This is a genomic window from Microbacterium sp. GbtcB4, from assembly GCF_019091465.1.
GTDB lineage: Bacteria > Actinomycetota > Actinomycetes > Actinomycetales > Microbacteriaceae > Microbacterium > Microbacterium paraoxydans.
Genome location: NZ_JAGXJJ010000003.1, coordinates 345899 through 360023 on the forward strand (window position 1 = coordinate 345899; position 14125 = coordinate 360023).

12 protein-coding genes and 1 pseudogene are annotated in these 14125 nt (G+C 71.3%); 2 read left to right on the top strand and 11 right to left on the bottom strand.

Annotated features, from left to right (window positions below; translation table 11 throughout):
- The 6 genes from KVS71_RS07625 to gabT all read right to left on the bottom strand — a co-directional run.
- Window positions 1–1398, bottom strand: a 1398-nt coding sequence (locus KVS71_RS07625) for an NAD-dependent succinate-semialdehyde dehydrogenase (RefSeq protein ID WP_217584256.1), incomplete at its 3' end; no start/stop codon positions are given.
- A 66-nt stretch (window positions 1399–1464) separates the two neighbouring features.
- On the bottom strand, window positions 1465–2931 hold the full coding sequence (locus tag KVS71_RS07630; RefSeq protein ID WP_025102345.1) for an NAD-dependent succinate-semialdehyde dehydrogenase: 1467 nt from the start codon (window positions 2929–2931) through the stop codon (window positions 1465–1467).
- Window positions 2932–2945: 14 nt separating this feature from the next.
- Window positions 2946–4502 (bottom strand): APC family permease, encoded by a 1557-nt coding sequence (locus KVS71_RS07635; RefSeq protein ID WP_217584257.1) that lies wholly within the window; start codon window positions 4500–4502, stop codon window positions 2946–2948.
- Window positions 4502–5386, bottom strand: a complete 885-nt coding sequence (locus KVS71_RS07640; protein ID WP_085606317.1) for a universal stress protein — start codon at window positions 5384–5386, stop codon at window positions 4502–4504. Before KVS71_RS07640 ends, KVS71_RS07635 begins: the two co-directional genes overlap by 1 nt.
- Window positions 5386–6768, bottom strand: coding sequence for an NAD(P)/FAD-dependent oxidoreductase (locus tag KVS71_RS07645; protein WP_144882377.1), 1383 nt, complete (start codon window positions 6766–6768; stop codon window positions 5386–5388). Before KVS71_RS07645 ends, KVS71_RS07640 begins: the two co-directional genes overlap by 1 nt.
- 89 nt (window positions 6769–6857) lie before the next feature.
- Window positions 6858–8219: a 4-aminobutyrate--2-oxoglutarate transaminase gene (gene gabT / locus KVS71_RS07650; protein ID WP_217584258.1), complete on the bottom strand. Its 1362-nt coding sequence runs from the start codon at window positions 8217–8219 to the stop codon at window positions 6858–6860.
- A gap of 93 nt (window positions 8220–8312) precedes the next feature.
- Between gabT and KVS71_RS07655 the strand changes: the two genes are divergently transcribed.
- Window positions 8313–9821, top strand: a complete 1509-nt coding sequence (locus tag KVS71_RS07655) for a PucR family transcriptional regulator (protein WP_217584259.1) — start codon at window positions 8313–8315, stop codon at window positions 9819–9821.
- Between the two features lie 29 nt (window positions 9822–9850).
- Here KVS71_RS07655 and KVS71_RS07660 read toward each other — a convergent pair whose 3' ends face one another.
- Together KVS71_RS07660 and KVS71_RS07665 are read right to left on the bottom strand one after the other, a co-directional pair.
- Window positions 9851–10240 carry a riboflavin kinase gene (locus KVS71_RS07660; RefSeq protein ID WP_144882375.1) on the bottom strand — a complete coding sequence of 130 codons (390 nt, stop codon included), beginning with the start codon at window positions 10238–10240 and terminating at the stop codon, window positions 9851–9853.
- Window positions 10237–10746 carry a flavin reductase family protein gene (locus tag KVS71_RS07665; RefSeq protein WP_217584260.1) on the bottom strand — a complete coding sequence of 170 codons (510 nt, stop codon included), beginning with the start codon at window positions 10744–10746 and terminating at the stop codon, window positions 10237–10239. The genes KVS71_RS07660 and KVS71_RS07665 overlap by 4 nt, the downstream gene beginning before the upstream one ends.
- 103 nt (window positions 10747–10849) lie before the next feature.
- On the opposite strand from KVS71_RS07665, the gene KVS71_RS07670 reads away from it, so the two are divergent.
- Entirely contained in the window at window positions 10850–11452 is a 603-nt protein-coding gene (locus tag KVS71_RS07670; RefSeq protein ID WP_217584261.1) for a PadR family transcriptional regulator, read from the top strand.
- Between the two features lie 19 nt (window positions 11453–11471).
- Here KVS71_RS07670 and KVS71_RS07675 read toward each other — a convergent pair whose 3' ends face one another.
- The 3 genes and pseudogenes from KVS71_RS07675 to KVS71_RS07685 all read right to left on the bottom strand — a co-directional run.
- On the bottom strand, window positions 11472–12356 hold the full coding sequence (locus tag KVS71_RS07675; protein WP_105950314.1) for a ribokinase: 885 nt from the start codon (window positions 12354–12356) through the stop codon (window positions 11472–11474).
- A complete protein-coding gene (locus tag KVS71_RS07680; RefSeq protein ID WP_105950315.1) occupies window positions 12349–13728 on the bottom strand; it encodes an NtaA/DmoA family FMN-dependent monooxygenase in 1380 nt (459 codons plus the stop codon). The genes KVS71_RS07675 and KVS71_RS07680 overlap by 8 nt, the downstream gene beginning before the upstream one ends.
- 108 nt (window positions 13729–13836) lie before the next feature.
- A pseudogene (locus KVS71_RS07685) lies at window positions 13837–14125 on the bottom strand (hypothetical protein); the annotation flags it as partial.

Below are 14125 nucleotides of genomic sequence, written 5' to 3' on the forward strand. Positions count from 1 at the left end.
CCCCCGCCCGACCGCAGGGGGGTGGTCCTCCGGGCACCCGATGCGGACCAGCTTCTTGTTGACGAACCCGTCGGCGGCCAGGTGGCCGAGCTCCCGAGCCGTGCCGCTGCGCTTGATGCCGCCGAACGGGAGCTCGGGGCTGTCGGCGAGCACGAGGTTCACGTAGACCATGCCGGCCTCGATCCTGTCGGCCACCCGCTCCGCCTGCGCCTCGTCCGTCGTGAAGACGTAGGAGCCGAGACCGAACGTGGTGTCGTTGGCCAGCGCGACCGCCGCCTCCTCGTCCGCGACACGGTAGACGACGGCCGCGGGGCCGAACAGCTCCTCGCGGTAGACGTCCATCTCCGGGGTCACGTCGGCGAGCACGGTCGGTGCGAAGAACGCCCCGTCGCGCGTGCCGCCCGTGAGCAGGGTCGCACCTTGGGCCACGGCGGTGTCGATCTGCTTCTGCAGGTTCTCCGCCGCCGCCTCCGACGAGACCGGGCCGAGGACCGTGTCGTCGAGCGTGGGATCGGTCGCCTCGACGGCCGCCATCGCCGCCGTGAACTTCTCCACGAACGCGTCGTAGAGGTCGTCGACGATGATGAAGCGCTTGGCGCCGTTGCAGGCCTGCCCGTTGTTGTCGAGGCGCGCGTCCACGCCCGCCTGCACGGTGGCGTCGAGGTCGTCGGTGGAGAGCACGATGAACGGGTCGGACCCGCCGAGCTCCAGTGCGACCTTCTTGAGGTTGCGGCCCGCGACCTCGGCGACCGCGGCGCCTGCACGCTCGGAGCCGGTCAGCGACACGCCCTGAACCCGCCAGTCCGCGATCATCGCCGCGATCTGGTCGTTCGTGGCGAGCACGTTCTGGTACGCGCCCTTGGGGAAGCCGGCGTCGTGGTAGATCGCCTCGATCGCGCTCGACGACTCCGGGCACTGCGGCGCGGGCTTCAGGAGGATCGTGTTGCCGACGATCAGGTTCGGCGCGGCGAAGCGCACGATCTGGTACGCCGGGAAGTTCCACGGCATGATGCCCACGAGCGGTCCCAGCGAGGAGCGGCGGATGATCGCCGACCCCTCCCCGAGGATCTTGATGGGCTGGTCGGCCATGATGTCCTCGGCCTGGTCCGCGTAGTACTCCGCGATGTCGGCGGCGAAGTCGACCTCGCCGAGTGCGGCTTCCCGCGGCTTGCCCATCTCGCGCACGAAGATGTCGGCCAGCTCCTCGCGGCGCTCGCGGTGCAGCTCGGCCGCACGGCGCAGCAGCGCGGCACGGTCGGCGACCGTGGTGGAGCGCGACCACTCGCGGTGGGCCTCGTCCGCGGCGGCGACGGCCTCCTCGATCTGCGCGTCGGTGAACGTGTCGTACGACGCCAGGGTCTCGCCAGTGGCGGGGTTGACGACGGCGTAGTCGGTCATGAGTTGTCCTCTCGTGTGCTGGGGCCCTTCGACAGGCTCAGGGACCCAGGCCGTTCAGGGGGAAGGTCAGGAGACCGGGATCAGCGTGTACTTGGTGGACAGGTACTCGTGGATGCCCTCGAAGCCGCCCTCGCGGCCGACGCCGGACTGCTTGACGCCGCCGAAGGGAGCCGCCGCATTCGAGACGACACCCACGTTGAGACCCATCATGCCGGTCTCCAGCGCGTCGATCATCCGCTGACCGCGCTGCAGGTTCTCGGTGAAGACGTAGGAAACCAGGCCGTACTCGGTGTCGTTGGCGAGGCGCACGGCCTCGTCCTCGGTCTCGAAGGTCGCGATCGCGAGCACCGGGCCGAAGATCTCCTCGCGGAGGATCGCGGAACCGGGGACGACGTCGGTGAGGACCGTGGGCTCGTAGAACGTGCCGGTGCCCTCGAGCGCCTTGCCGCCCGCGAGCAGGGTCGCGCCGCGCTCGACGGCGTCGTCCACGAGCTCGCCGGCCTTGGCCACGGCGTCCTCGTCGATGAGCGGGCCGATCGCCACGCCCTCCTCCGTGCCGCGGCCGATCTTCATGCCGTTGACACGCTCGGTGACGCGCTTGGCGAACTCGCCCGCGACGTCCTTGTGCACGATGAAGCGGTTCGCCGCCGTGCAGGCCTGACCGATGTTGCGGAACTTCGCGGCGAGAGCGCCGTCCACGGCCTTGTCGAGGTCCGCGTCGTCGAACACGACGAACGGCGCGTTGCCGCCGAGCTCCATCGAGACCCGGAGCACGCCCTCGGCTGCCTGGGCGATGAGCTTGCGGCCGACCTCGGTCGACCCGGTGAAGGACAGCTTGCGCAGGCGCGGGTCGGCGATGATCGGGGCGGACAGGGCGCTCGACTTCGAGGTCTGCACGACGTTGACGACGCCCTTGGGCAGACCGGCCTCCTCGAGCAGGGTCGTGAAGAAGATGGTCGTGAGCGGCGTCAGTGCCGGGGGCTTGATCACCACGGTGCAGCCGGCGGCGAGGGCGGGGGCGATCTTGCGCGTGGCCATCGCGAACGGGAAGTTCCACGGCGTGACGAAGAACGACGGGCCGACGGGGCGCTGGGACACGATCATGTGACCGGTGCCCTCGGGGTTGAGGCCGTAGCGGCCGCTGATGCGCACGGCCTCCTCGCTGAACCAGCGGAGGAATTCGCCGCCGTAGGCGACCTCGCCGCGGGCCTCGGCGAGGGGCTTGCCCATCTCGAGCGTCATCAGCAGCGCGAGGTCCTCCTTGCGCTCCTGCACGAGATCGAACGCCCGGCGGAGGATCTCGCCGCGCACGCGCGGTGCCGTCGCGGCCCACTCCTCCTGCGCGGCGACGGCGGCGTCGAGCGCCCGGATGCCGTCCGCGGGGGTGGCGTCGGCGATCGTGCGGATCACCTGGTTCGTCGAGGGGTCCTTGACGTCGAAGGTCGCGCCGGTCTCCCCCTCGATCCACTCCCCGCCGATGAAGAGGCCGGTGGGGATGCTGTCGAGCAGCGCCTGCTCGTTCTGAGTGCTCATGGATTCTCTCTCTTTCAGACGGACGTGGGACGACGACGACGGCTGGGCGGAGCGTCCATACCCAGCGTCTCACCGCGGAAGAAGGCGGGGCGGCGGATGGCGTTCCAGATCATCACGGCGATGCCGACGACGATGATGAGGATGCCGAGGATGAAGACGATCCCGATGCCGCCGATCTCCGACCCGGAGCCGTAGGCCGGGTCCATAGAGTCGATCAGCGTGGTGAAGAACAGGATCGCCAGGATGATGCCGCCCACCAGCGGGAACAGGAAGGTGAAGAAGACGTTCCGCGCCGAGTCGAACCACTGCTTGCGGAAGTACCAGACGCAGGCGAACGCGGTGATCCCGTAGTAGAAGCAGATCATCATGCCGAGCGTGAGGATCGTGTCCCACAGCGTGTCCTCGCTGACCACGCGCATCACCGCGTAGAACGCGGAGGCCACGATGGCCGACACGATCGTGGCGTAGCCCGGGGTGAAGAACCGTGGGCTCACCTTCGCGAACGACTTCGGGAGCGCACCGTAGTGGCCCATCGCGAGCAGGGTGCGGGCCGGACCGACGAACGTCGACTGCAGCGACGACGCCGAGCTCGTGAGCACCGCGAGGGACACGAGGAACGCGAGCGGCCCGAGGATCGGTCCGGAGAGGTGGAAGAACACGTTCTCCTGGATGTCGCCGTTGCCGAGGCCGAGCTCCCCCGTGCCGACGCCCGCGAACATGATCATCGCGACGGCGAGGAGCAGGTACAGCGAGACGATCGTGAGCACCGTGACGGTGGCCGCGCGCCCCGGGGTCTTCTCCGGGTCCTTCGTCTCCTCGTTCATCGTGAGGGTGACGTCCCAGCCCCAGAAGATGAAGATCGACAGCGACAGACCGGCGGCGACCGCGCTGAACGACGAGATCGCGAACGGGTTGAACCAGTTGAGGTCGAACGGCTGGTAGTCGAAGCCGTTGCCGCCCACGGCCTGCACGATCGCGGCGACCGCGAAGAACACGAGCACGAGGATCTGGAATCCGACGAGCCAGTACTGCAGCTTCTGCGTGGTCTGCATGTCGCGGTACGACACCCACGTCGCGCCGAGCATGAAGAGCAGGCAGACGCCGATGTTGATCCAGGTCACGCCGGCGAGATCGGCGATCTCCGCGTTGCCCGTGATCTGCGACAGCAGCAGGAACAGGAAGTCGACCGCGACGCCGGCGAGGTTGGAGAGCACGAGGATCGTGGCGACCACGAGGCCCCAGCCGGCCATCCAGCCCACCCACGGCCCGAACGCCCTGGCGGCCCAGGTGAAGGAGGTGCCGGAGTCGGGCATGCGGTTGTTGAGCTCGCGGTAGCCGAAGGCGACCAGGAGCATCGGGATGAAGCCGATGAGGATGATCGCCGGGATCTGCGCGCCGACCTCGGACGCGGTGGGGCCGACGGCGGCCGTGAACGTGTAGGCGGGGGCGATGCACGAGATGCCGATCACGACGGCGCCGATCAGGCCGACGGTGCCGGCGCTCAGGCCCTTCGTCGAGATTCCGGTCGTGACGCCGGATGCGGGCTCCGTCGCCCGGTTGGTGCTGCTCATCAGCGGTCTCCTGCTTCATCGCGGGTACGCGGGACGACGATCATGGGGACGGGCAGCTCGTGCAGCATCTTCGCCGCCGTGGAGCCCAGGAAGAGGCGGCGCGGCTGCGCCAGCCGGCTGGAGCCGACGAGCACGACCTCGCCGGGGAGCCAGGAGAGCCCGGCGACGGCGTCCTCCACCGTCTCGCCGGGGGCCTCCTCGACGACGGCGCCGAGACCGTCCGGCAGCCGCTCGGCGGCGACGGCCAGCACCTGGTGCGCGTGCTCGCTGCCGGCGAGGCGGATCGCCCCGGTGTCGAGTCCCGGGGGCACGTCGAACGGCACGAGCGACACCAGCCGCAGGCTCACCTCGGCGGCGCCGGCGAGGGCGACGGCCTGGTCGAGCACGCCCTCCGCGCCGGGCCGGGTGCCCACGGCGACGGTGACGCGCGGGAGCACGTGGTCGTCCTGCTGCGCGAGACCGGACGGCGCGAGGGCCACCGGGATCGGCGAGGAGTGCAGCAGCTCCGACGCGACGCTGCCCAGGCGGTGCCGGCCGAAGAGGCCTCCACCGGCCGTGCCGATCACGATGACGCTGGCGTCGAACTCCTCACCGGCGGCGATGAGGCCCTCGGCGAACGACTCCGAGAAGCGCACGTGGCCGCTGCGCACGAGCTCCTGCGGCAGACGCACCACCGCGTCCTGCAGCCAGCTCCGCGCCTGCTTCCGGATGACGTCCTCGTAGGCGCGCTCCGGTGGCACGGCGGCGCTCCGGGTCCCCTCGGTCGGCAGCACGATCACGAGGTGCAGGGTCGCGCCGATGCTGCGCGCCAGTCGTGCGCCCAGCGCCGCCGCGTCGGCCCCCGCATCCGTCGCCGTGTAGCCGACGACGACCGAGCCGGTCATCAGCCGATGCTCTCGGGAGCGCCGGCCTCGCGGCGGGCGTCGACGATGTTCGCCGCGACGAGGTGGCCCATGCGGATCGCCCCGTCGACGTGCTGGTAACCCGCTCCGGCCATGTCGCTGCAGGCGAAGTGGATCGGTCCGACCGGCGTGCGCAGGTCGGCGCCGTAGCGGTGCAGACCCCCGAGGTCGAAGCTCGCGGCGTACGCGCCGCGGGTCCACTCCTCGCTGCCCCAGTCGCTCTCGTAGTAGACGACCGGGTTCTTGGCCTCGGGACCGTAGTAGTGCGAGAGCGACTCGAGGATGCGCTCCTTGCGCTCCTCGGCCGACAGCTCGAACACGCCGTCGGCGTTGGCGTCGGACACGAAGCCGACCAGGGTGCCGCGCTCGTCCCCGTGGTTGGTGTTGTCGTACGCCTCGTGCGAGAGCTCGTACGGGCTGAACGCCGTACCGCTCAGGCCCTGCTCGCGCCAGAACGGGCGGTCGTAGACGGCGTGCACCTTGATGACGAAGCCCATCGACAGGTGCTGGTGCAGCTGGTGCTGACGACGCGGCAGCGGCGGGACGAAGGAGATGCGGTTGTAGAGGATGGGGGCGTGCGCGAGGATCGCGTACCGTGCCCGGACCGTGAGGTCGTCGGTGGTCGCCACGACCCCGTCGTCCGACCACTCCAGGCTGCGGACGGGCTGGTTCAGCAGCACGTCGTCACCCAGGCGCTCGGCGAGGCGCAGCGGCACCTGCTGGAGCCCTCCCACGACGCGCTTGTCGAGGATGAAATCGGCGTCGACGAGATTCGAGTACGAGCCGGCGGACGCCGCCATCAGCAGCGACTGCAGGAGCGAGAAGGCATGGGTCGGCTTGGTCAGCATCGCCGAGCCGGTCGCGAAGGCGAGGTTGCGCACGGCCTCGTCGTCGTCGGTCTGCGACCGCAGCCAGGCGTCCCACGAGATGGAGTCCCACTCGGCCGCGTTCGGGTGCTCCCACGGCTTGTCCGGGTCGATCTCGGCGACGAGGGCATCGAGGATGCCGGTGATGCGGGCGATCACGGCCTCGGTCTCCGCCGACACCGGGAACATCTCGCCCGTGAAGCGGTGGGCCTGACCATCCGGGCCGACGTAGACGCTGTCACCCTCGCGGTAGCGGCTGTAGGTCTCGAGCCCCAGCTCCTCGATCGTGTCCTTGAGGGCGTCCTGGTCGGGCGAGACCCACTGGCCGCCGATCTCCAGCATGGCGCCGTCGATCACGTCGGTCCACAGCCGGCCACCCACGCGGTCGCGGGCCTCCAGCACGGCGACCGACAGTCCGGCCTTCCGCAGGTCGTTGGCCGCCGTGAGCCCTGCGGCTCCGGCGCCCACGATCAGCACGTCGCGGGTGATCTCAGCCATCTGCAACTCCTTCGTCGTCGGGGGATGCGGGGGAAGAAGTACCGGTCGCGTCCCGAAATCCCCCGATCCGGGGACGCGACCGGACAGTGTCAGGCGCCGGCGAGCGCCTCGGCCACGACGTCGAGGCCCTCGTTCAGCAGCTCGTCGCCGATGGACAGCGGCGGGAGGAAGCGGATGACGTTGCCGTACGTGCCGCAGGTGAGGACGATGACGCCCTGAGCGATGCACGCCTTGGCCACGGCGGCCGTGAGCGCGGCGTCCGGAGCCTTGGTCTCCGGGTCCACGAACTCGGCCGCGACCATCGCACCGTGACCGCGGACGTCGCCGATGCGGGCGTCCTCGGACTGGAGGGCGGTGAGGCGGCCGATGAGGATCTCGCCGATCTCGCGGGCCCGCTCGATGACGCCGTCGTTCTCGAACACGTCGATGGCCGCGAGCGCCGCCGCGCAGGCGATCGGGTTGCCGCCGTAGGTGCCGCCGAGGCCGCCGGAGTGCGAGGCGTCCATGATCTCGGCGCGACCGGTCACGGCCGCGAGGGGCAGCCCGCCCGCGATGCCCTTGGCGGTGGTGATGAGGTCGGGCTCGATGCCGAAGATTTCGCTGGCGAACATGTGCCCGGTGCGGGCGAACCCGGTCTGCACCTCGTCGGCGATGAAGACGACGCCGTTCGCGCGGCACCAGTCGACGATCGCGGGGAGGAAGCCGTCGGCGGGGACGATGAAGCCGCCCTCGCCCTGGATGGGCTCGATGATGACGGCCGCGAGGTTGTCGGCGCCGATCTGCTTCTCGAGCTGGAGGATCACGCGGGCCGCGGCCTCGCCGCCCTCGAGTCCGTCGCGGAACGGGTAGGACATCGGCGCGCGGTAGACCTCGGGGGCGAACGGGCCGAAGCCGCTCTTGTAGGGCATCGACTTCGCGGTCAGCGCCATGGTGAGGTTCGTGCGGCCGTGGTAGCCGTGGTCGAACGCGACGACGGCCTGGCGTCCGGTGTGCTTGCGGGCGATCTTGATCGCGTTCTCGACGGCCTCGGCGCCGGAGTTGAACAGGGCGCTCTTCTTGGCGAAGTCACCGGGGGTGACGCGGTTGAGCGCCTCGGCGACGCCGACGTACGACTCGTACGGCGAGATCATGAAGCAGGTGTGGGTGAACTGCGCGGCCTGCGCGGCGACGGCCGCGGCGACCTTCGGGTGCGCGTTGCCGACCGTGGTCACCGCGATGCCAGAGCCGAGGTCGATGAGCGAGTTGCCGTCGGCGTCGACGACCACCCCTCCCCCGGCGGCGACGGCGGCGACGGGCACGGTGTGTCCGACACCGGCGGCGACCGCGTCCGCCTTGCGGGCGAGGACCTCGGCCGACCGCGGGCCGGGGAGTTCCGTGACGAGGCGACGCTCCTGCGGGAGGTCGGGGCCGCCGAGGGGGACTGCGGGTGCTGCGGTGTCGAGGAGAGCCATGTCGCGAGCGTACGGCGGCATCGGAGACGCCCGCATTCGCCGGGTCGTACAATCGGAGAATTGATTTCGCCGTCTCGTACAACCGGAGATCGCATGGCCCCCACCAATCCGCCCACGCTGTCCGCCCTGCTGCGGCGCCGTGATCTGGACCTGCGCCTCGTCTCCGCCGCCGCGGATCTGCCGGACGGCGCACTCGACCGTCCGTTGCGCTGGGTGCACAGCTCGGATCTCGCGGACCCGACACCCTTCCTCGCGGAAGACCTGGTGCTCCTCACCACCGGCGCCCAGTTCGACGACGCGGACGCCATCCCGCCCTACGTCGTGCGCCTCGCCGAGCGCGGGGTATTGGGGCTCGGGTTCGGCACCGACGTGCATCGCTCGGGAACGCCGGAAGAGTTGATCGCGGCGTGCGCCGACCAGGGCATCCCGCTGTTCGAGGTGCCGTATCGCACGCCGTTCATCGCCGTGGCCCGCGCCCACTCCGAAGCGATCGCGGCGCAGGCCTACGCCCGGCGCACCTGGGCGCTCGACACCCAGCGCGCCCTGGCCCTCGCCGCGCTCCGACCGCGCGGGCTGGACGCCATCGTCACCGAGCTGGGCCGTCGTCTCGGCGCCTGGGCCGGCATGTTCGACGCAGCGGGCGACATGCTCGTCACCCACCCCCGGGACGCCCTCTCCGCAGGCGTCCGGGAGGAGCTCGGGACGCGGGTCCAGGAGATCCTCGACCGCGGACTCGAGGCAGGGCAGTCCCTCACCCTCGATGCGCACACCTTCATGCTCTTCACGGTGGGGCGGGGCGGGCACCTGCGCGGCGTCCTCGCCGTGGAGGCGGACGCCCTCGACCAGGAGGCCAGGGCGGTCGTCACCTCGGTCATCGCGATGGCGGGGCTGGCGCGGGAGCAGAGCGAGCAGCTCGCGCGCGGCCGACGGCGGCTGCACACGCAGTTGCTGCGCTCGCTCCTGGGCGACGACCCCGGACTCGCCCGCCGGGTGCTCGGCAGCCTTCCGCCCGCCCCCGTGGTTGTCGCCGTGACGGGAGACGCCCCGGCGGAACCGCTCCTCGACTGGTGGGAGCGTCGACGCCTCGAGCACGGGACCCCGGCCTTCCTCGCGGACTCCGAGGACGGCGTGGTCATCTGCGTCTCCGCGACCGACGAGTCGCTCCTCGACGACGTGGCCGCACGCTTCACCGCCCGCGTCGGCGTCTCCGCGCCGGAGGGTTACGACGCCTTCTCCCGTGCGCACGCGCAGGCCCTCGTCGCCCTCCGTCAGCCCGGCACGAGCGGTGCCGTCCGGTACGCCGACACGGTCGGGTCGAGCCTGCTCACCGCTCTGGCCACGGATGAGGCCCGGCTCGTCGCGGAGTCGCGGCTCGCCCCGCTGCGGGAACACGACGCCGCCCACGGCACCGCGCTCGAACACGCGCTGCGCACCTGGCTCGACCACGACGCGCGGGCCGAGCAGGCCGCCGCCGCCTTGGGCATCCACCGGCACACCCTCCGCTCCCGGGTCTCCCACGCCGGAGCCCTCCTCGGGGTCGACCTGACGACCTTCCCCGCCCGGGCCGAGGTGTGGGCGCTGCTGCAGACCGCGCGCGACTGACCCGGCCCCGAACCCGCGTCGACGGGGGCTCAGCCGGCGAGGAGCTGCCGGGAAGCCGCGACGTCGGCGGCAGTCCGGGCGACGAGCTCCTCCACCGCGTCGAAACGGAGCGTCGGCCGGAGCAACGCCACGAGCTCGACGGACAGCCGCTGTCCGTAGAGGTCGCGGTCGACGTCGTGCAGGTGCACCTCGAGACGCCGCGCCCGGTCGCCGCAGAACGTCGGATTGACACCGACGCTCGCCGTCGCCTCCCACCGTCGGTCGTCGCCGGGCAGCCGCACCCACGCCGCATAGATCCCATCGTCGGGCAGCAGGCGCTCGGGCAGGGCGAGGTTCGCGGTCGGGAAGCCGAGCAGCCGCCCGCGACCGTCGCCGGGGACGACCAGGCCGGAGAGCACCGGGAGCGCCGGTCCGGTCACACGTCTGCGGCGGGCGAGATCGCGCGGTAGCGGCTCTGGTGGAACACGAGCGGCTCCACGTCGTCGAAGAGCGTCACGTCCTGGATCTCGTAGAGCGCGATCTCGTGGTCTCCACCGTCGAACGTGCTGTGCAGCCGGCAGGTGAGCCAGAGCGCGGCGTCGTCGATCAACCCCCCCCCCCCCTCGGAGCGATGCCAGGCATGGCCGCCGAATCGGTCCCCTTCGCGCGCGGACAGTGAGCGGCTGAGCGGCTCGTGGTGCGCGGCGAGGACGCTCATCCCCAGCTCGGGGACGGCTCGGAGCACGGGCCACGTCTTCGAGGTGCGGGCGGCGCTGACGGCGACGAGCGCGGGCTCCAGCGAGATCGAGGTGAAGGAGTTGACCGCCATGCCGACGGCACGGTCCTCGACGTGGGCGGCCAGCGCGACCACACCGGTCGGGTAGACGGAGAAGGCGCGACGGAGAGCGCGGTCCCGCGGCAGGGCGTCGGTCACGGCAGTGGTCATCACGAAGTCCTTTCGTTAGTCAACTTTGACTAGTTTGAATCATATGCATTTTTGACCATGCAAACAACAGATTTCACGACACCGAGCCGTTAGCATGAAGCGCATGTCGACCACCCGCCTCGTCGTCCTCGGCGCCGTCAAGCAGTTCCAGCCCGTTCACGGCTACTTCCTCCGCCGCGAGCTCATGACGTGGCACGTCGACGAATGGGCGCACATCCAGCCCGGTTCGATCTACAACGCCCTCCGCGCGCTCGAGGTCGACGGCTACGTGGCGGAGAGCGGCACCGAGACCGAGGGCAAGCGCCCGGCGCGCACCACCTACCGCATCACCCCGGCCGGCGAGGTGGAGCTGCAGCGCATGCTGCGTGAGAACCTGTGGAACGTCGCGGCTTTCGACACCCAGGCGATCATGACCGTGGCCTCGTTCATGTTCGTCCTCAGCCGGCAGGAGGTCATCGCCGGGCTCGAGCATCGGCTCATCAAGAGCGACGCGATCATCACGCAGAACGGCTTCGATGTGCAGGACACCCTGCGCTCGGAGACGACCCCGGAGTACGTCCGCGAGATCTTCGATCTCTCCACCGCCCGACTCACCGCCGAGAAGGAGTGGCTCCTGACGCTGCTGGAGCGGCTGCGCGCCGGAGCGTACACGTTCGCCGGCGAGACGGCGGAGACGTCGGAGGCGGAACCCGCTCCCCCGCGGTGACCCGCAGGGCGCACGCGACTCAGCGCCCGGCCACCAGGGCGTCGAGGGCATCGGCGGTGAGCGCCGGGGTGGTCGCCCCGCGGTGTCGGGCGACGATCGCCCCCGCGGCACAGGCGCGCACGAGAGCGTGCTCGGTGTCTCGACCCTGGGCGAGCCCGGCGGCGAGGGCGCCGCAGAAGGCGTCCCCGGCTCCCGTCGTGTCGACGGCGTCTATGCGGAAGGCCGCCACGTGCGCCCCGGGCCGTCCCGGCCGATGCAGCGTCACACCCGCGGCCCCCTCCGTGAGCACGACCGCTCCGGCACCGGCGCCGAGGAGCCGCTCGACGCCGCCGAGCTCCGCGCACTCCGTCTCGTTCACGACCAGCACGTCCACTTCCGGGAGCAGCTCGACCGCCGCCTCGTGCGCGGGGGCGGCATTGAGGATCGTGCGCGCCCCCGCACCCCGGGCGGCCACGAGGGCCGCGGCGACCGCGGCGAACGGCACCTCGAGCTGGGCGAGCACCACAGCCGCCCCGGCGATCCCGGCCACGGCGTCCTCCGGAGTGAGCTCGCCGTTCGCCCCCGCCGCCACGAGGATGCTGTTGTCGCCGTCGTCGAAGGCCAGCACATGCGCGACCCCGGTCGGCGCGGACGCGGAGCGGCGGAGCGCGGCGTCCACGCCCGCTTCCGTGAGCGCCGCCTCCAGCACGGCCCCCGCCTCGTCCGCTCCGACGACACCGCAGAACCGCGTCGAGGCTCCGGTGCGCGCCGCCGCGACGGCCTGATTGAGGCCCTTGCCGCCGGGGAAGCGTCCCCCGGCCCGACCGAGCAGCGTCTCGCCGACGCGGGGTGGGCGCGAGACCTCGACCACGAGATCGAGGTTCGCGCTCCCCACGACGGCCACGCCGGCGAGGGTCTCAGACACGGGCCATCGTCCGCCGGAACGACGAGCCCACGTGGGACTCGGCGAGTGCGGGCGTCGGGGTGCCCATCAGCCGTTCCCGCAGCGACTGCGGCTCGGCGGCGGGGTCGGTGATCGCCCCGCGTTCCTTGAGAATAGGCAGCACGTGCTCGATGAAGTCGGCGGTCGACGCCGGGGGGATCACCGGGGCGAAGAGGAAGCCGTCGAGGTCCGCGCCGTCGGCGAGCTCCATCATCCGGTCCGCCACCTGCTCCGGCGTACCCACGATCGGCCGGGCGCCTACCCCGTGCGCGTGCCAGTCGCCCAGCACGTCGCCCACCGTCTTGTCGGCGAAGCGGGCGACCTGCGTCTGCGAGAGTTCGGTGCTGAGCTCCGACATCGGCGTGCTCGGGTCGTACGACGACAGATCGAGGCCGGTGAACCAGGCGTAGGACGCCACGGTGACCTCGGGGTTCTGCGCGTCGGCGACCTCCGCATACGTGCGGCGCGCCTCTTCCTCGGTGCTGCCGACGACCGCGGCGAACGCCGACATGATCTTCACCTCGTGCGCGCCACGGCCGTTCTTCACCGCCTCCTCGCGGATCGCCGAGGAATGCGCACGGAGCTGCTCGACAGAGCCGCTCCCCACGAAGATCGCCTCGCCGTGCTTGCCGCCGAACTCGCGGCCCGCGGGCGACGCCCCGGCCTGGAACAGCACCGGCGTGCCCTGCGGCGAGCGCTGCGTGTTGCCGTAGCCGTGCGAGCGGAAGTAGGGCCCGTCGTGCGCGATGCGGTGCACCTTGGCCGGGTCGGCGAAACGGCCCGCCTTGTCGCGCTCCAGCGCGCCCTCCTCCCAGGCCTCCTCCCACAGCTTGTAGACGACCTGCATGAAGTCGTCCGCCATCAGGTAGCGCTCGTCGTGCCCGACCATCGGCACACCGAAGCCCTGCACCGCGGTGTCGGCGGTGCCGGTGGTGACGACATTCCAGCCGATCCGGCCGCCGGACAGGATGTCGAGGGTGGCCAGGCGCCGGGCGAAGGAGTACGGCGGCTCGAGCAGGGTCGACCCTGTGGCGACGAGGCCGAGGCGGGTGGTCTCCGGGATGAGCGCGGCGAGGATGATCGCCGGGTCGAGCCGCGGCAGGTCCAGGCCCTCGACCGAGCAGATGTCCGGGCGCTCGCCGGCGACGTCGGCCCAGCCCCACGCGTCGGCGAGGAAGAGGAAGTCGAAGCCCGCGTCCTCGACCAGGCGCGCGGTGTCGCGCCAGTAGTCGAGCTTGTCGAAGAGGTAGCGCCGGTTGTCGGGGTGGCGCCAGGTCGCGGTGCCGGAGTCGTTGGCCTGGGCGTTCTCGAAGAGTCCGAGCCGCAGGGTCTTCACGGGGTGCTGAGCGGTCATGGCGGATGCCTTCCTGGGAGTGGGGGATGGTGTCGTTCGGAGTTTCCGGGCACGCCGGGGGAACCCGGGGGCGCAGGGGTCGCGCCCCCGGGACCGAGGGTCGTACGGTCAGCCCTTCGCGGTGACCTCGCCGTCGCTCCACCACAGGACGCGCCGGCGCACGACCGCGAGGAGCACGATGAGCAGCACCCCGAGAAGGCAGAGCAGGGCGATGCTCGCCCAGGTCACGGGCAGATTCGCCTGCGCGGCCGACGTGGTGACGAGGGCGCCGAGACCGGCCTGCTGCCCTGCCGCGACGATCTCGGCCACGGCCCGCGCGCCCCCGAACAGCGAGCCGTTCATCGCCGCGAGCTGCTCGCCGCCGTCGGGGTCGACGCCGAGGGAGGCGATGTGGAGG

Bases quoted from the DNA above. Each gene is read 5' to 3' on its own strand.
- KVS71_RS07630 (WP_025102345.1), bottom strand. From the start codon at position 2,931: ATGAGCACTCAGAACGAGCAGGCGCTGCTCGACAGCATCCCCACCGGC.
- KVS71_RS07635 (WP_217584257.1), bottom strand. From the start codon at position 4,502: ATGAGCAGCACCAACCGGGCGACGGAGCCCGCATCCGGCGTCACGACC.
- KVS71_RS07640 (WP_085606317.1), bottom strand. From the start codon at position 5,386: ATGACCGGCTCGGTCGTCGTCGGCTACACGGCGACGGATGCGGGGGCC.
- KVS71_RS07645 (WP_144882377.1), bottom strand. From the start codon at position 6,768: ATGGCTGAGATCACCCGCGACGTGCTGATCGTGGGCGCCGGAGCCGCA.
- gabT (WP_217584258.1), bottom strand. From the start codon at position 8,219: ATGGCTCTCCTCGACACCGCAGCACCCGCAGTCCCCCTCGGCGGCCCC.
- KVS71_RS07655 (WP_217584259.1), top strand. From the start codon at position 8,313: ATGGCCCCCACCAATCCGCCCACGCTGTCCGCCCTGCTGCGGCGCCGT.
- KVS71_RS07665 (WP_217584260.1), bottom strand. From the start codon at position 10,746: ATGACCACTGCCGTGACCGACGCCCTGCCGCGGGACCGCGCTCTCCGT.
- KVS71_RS07670 (WP_217584261.1), top strand. From the start codon at position 10,850: ATGTCGACCACCCGCCTCGTCGTCCTCGGCGCCGTCAAGCAGTTCCAG.
- KVS71_RS07680 (WP_105950315.1), bottom strand. From the start codon at position 13,728: ATGACCGCTCAGCACCCCGTGAAGACCCTGCGGCTCGGACTCTTCGAG.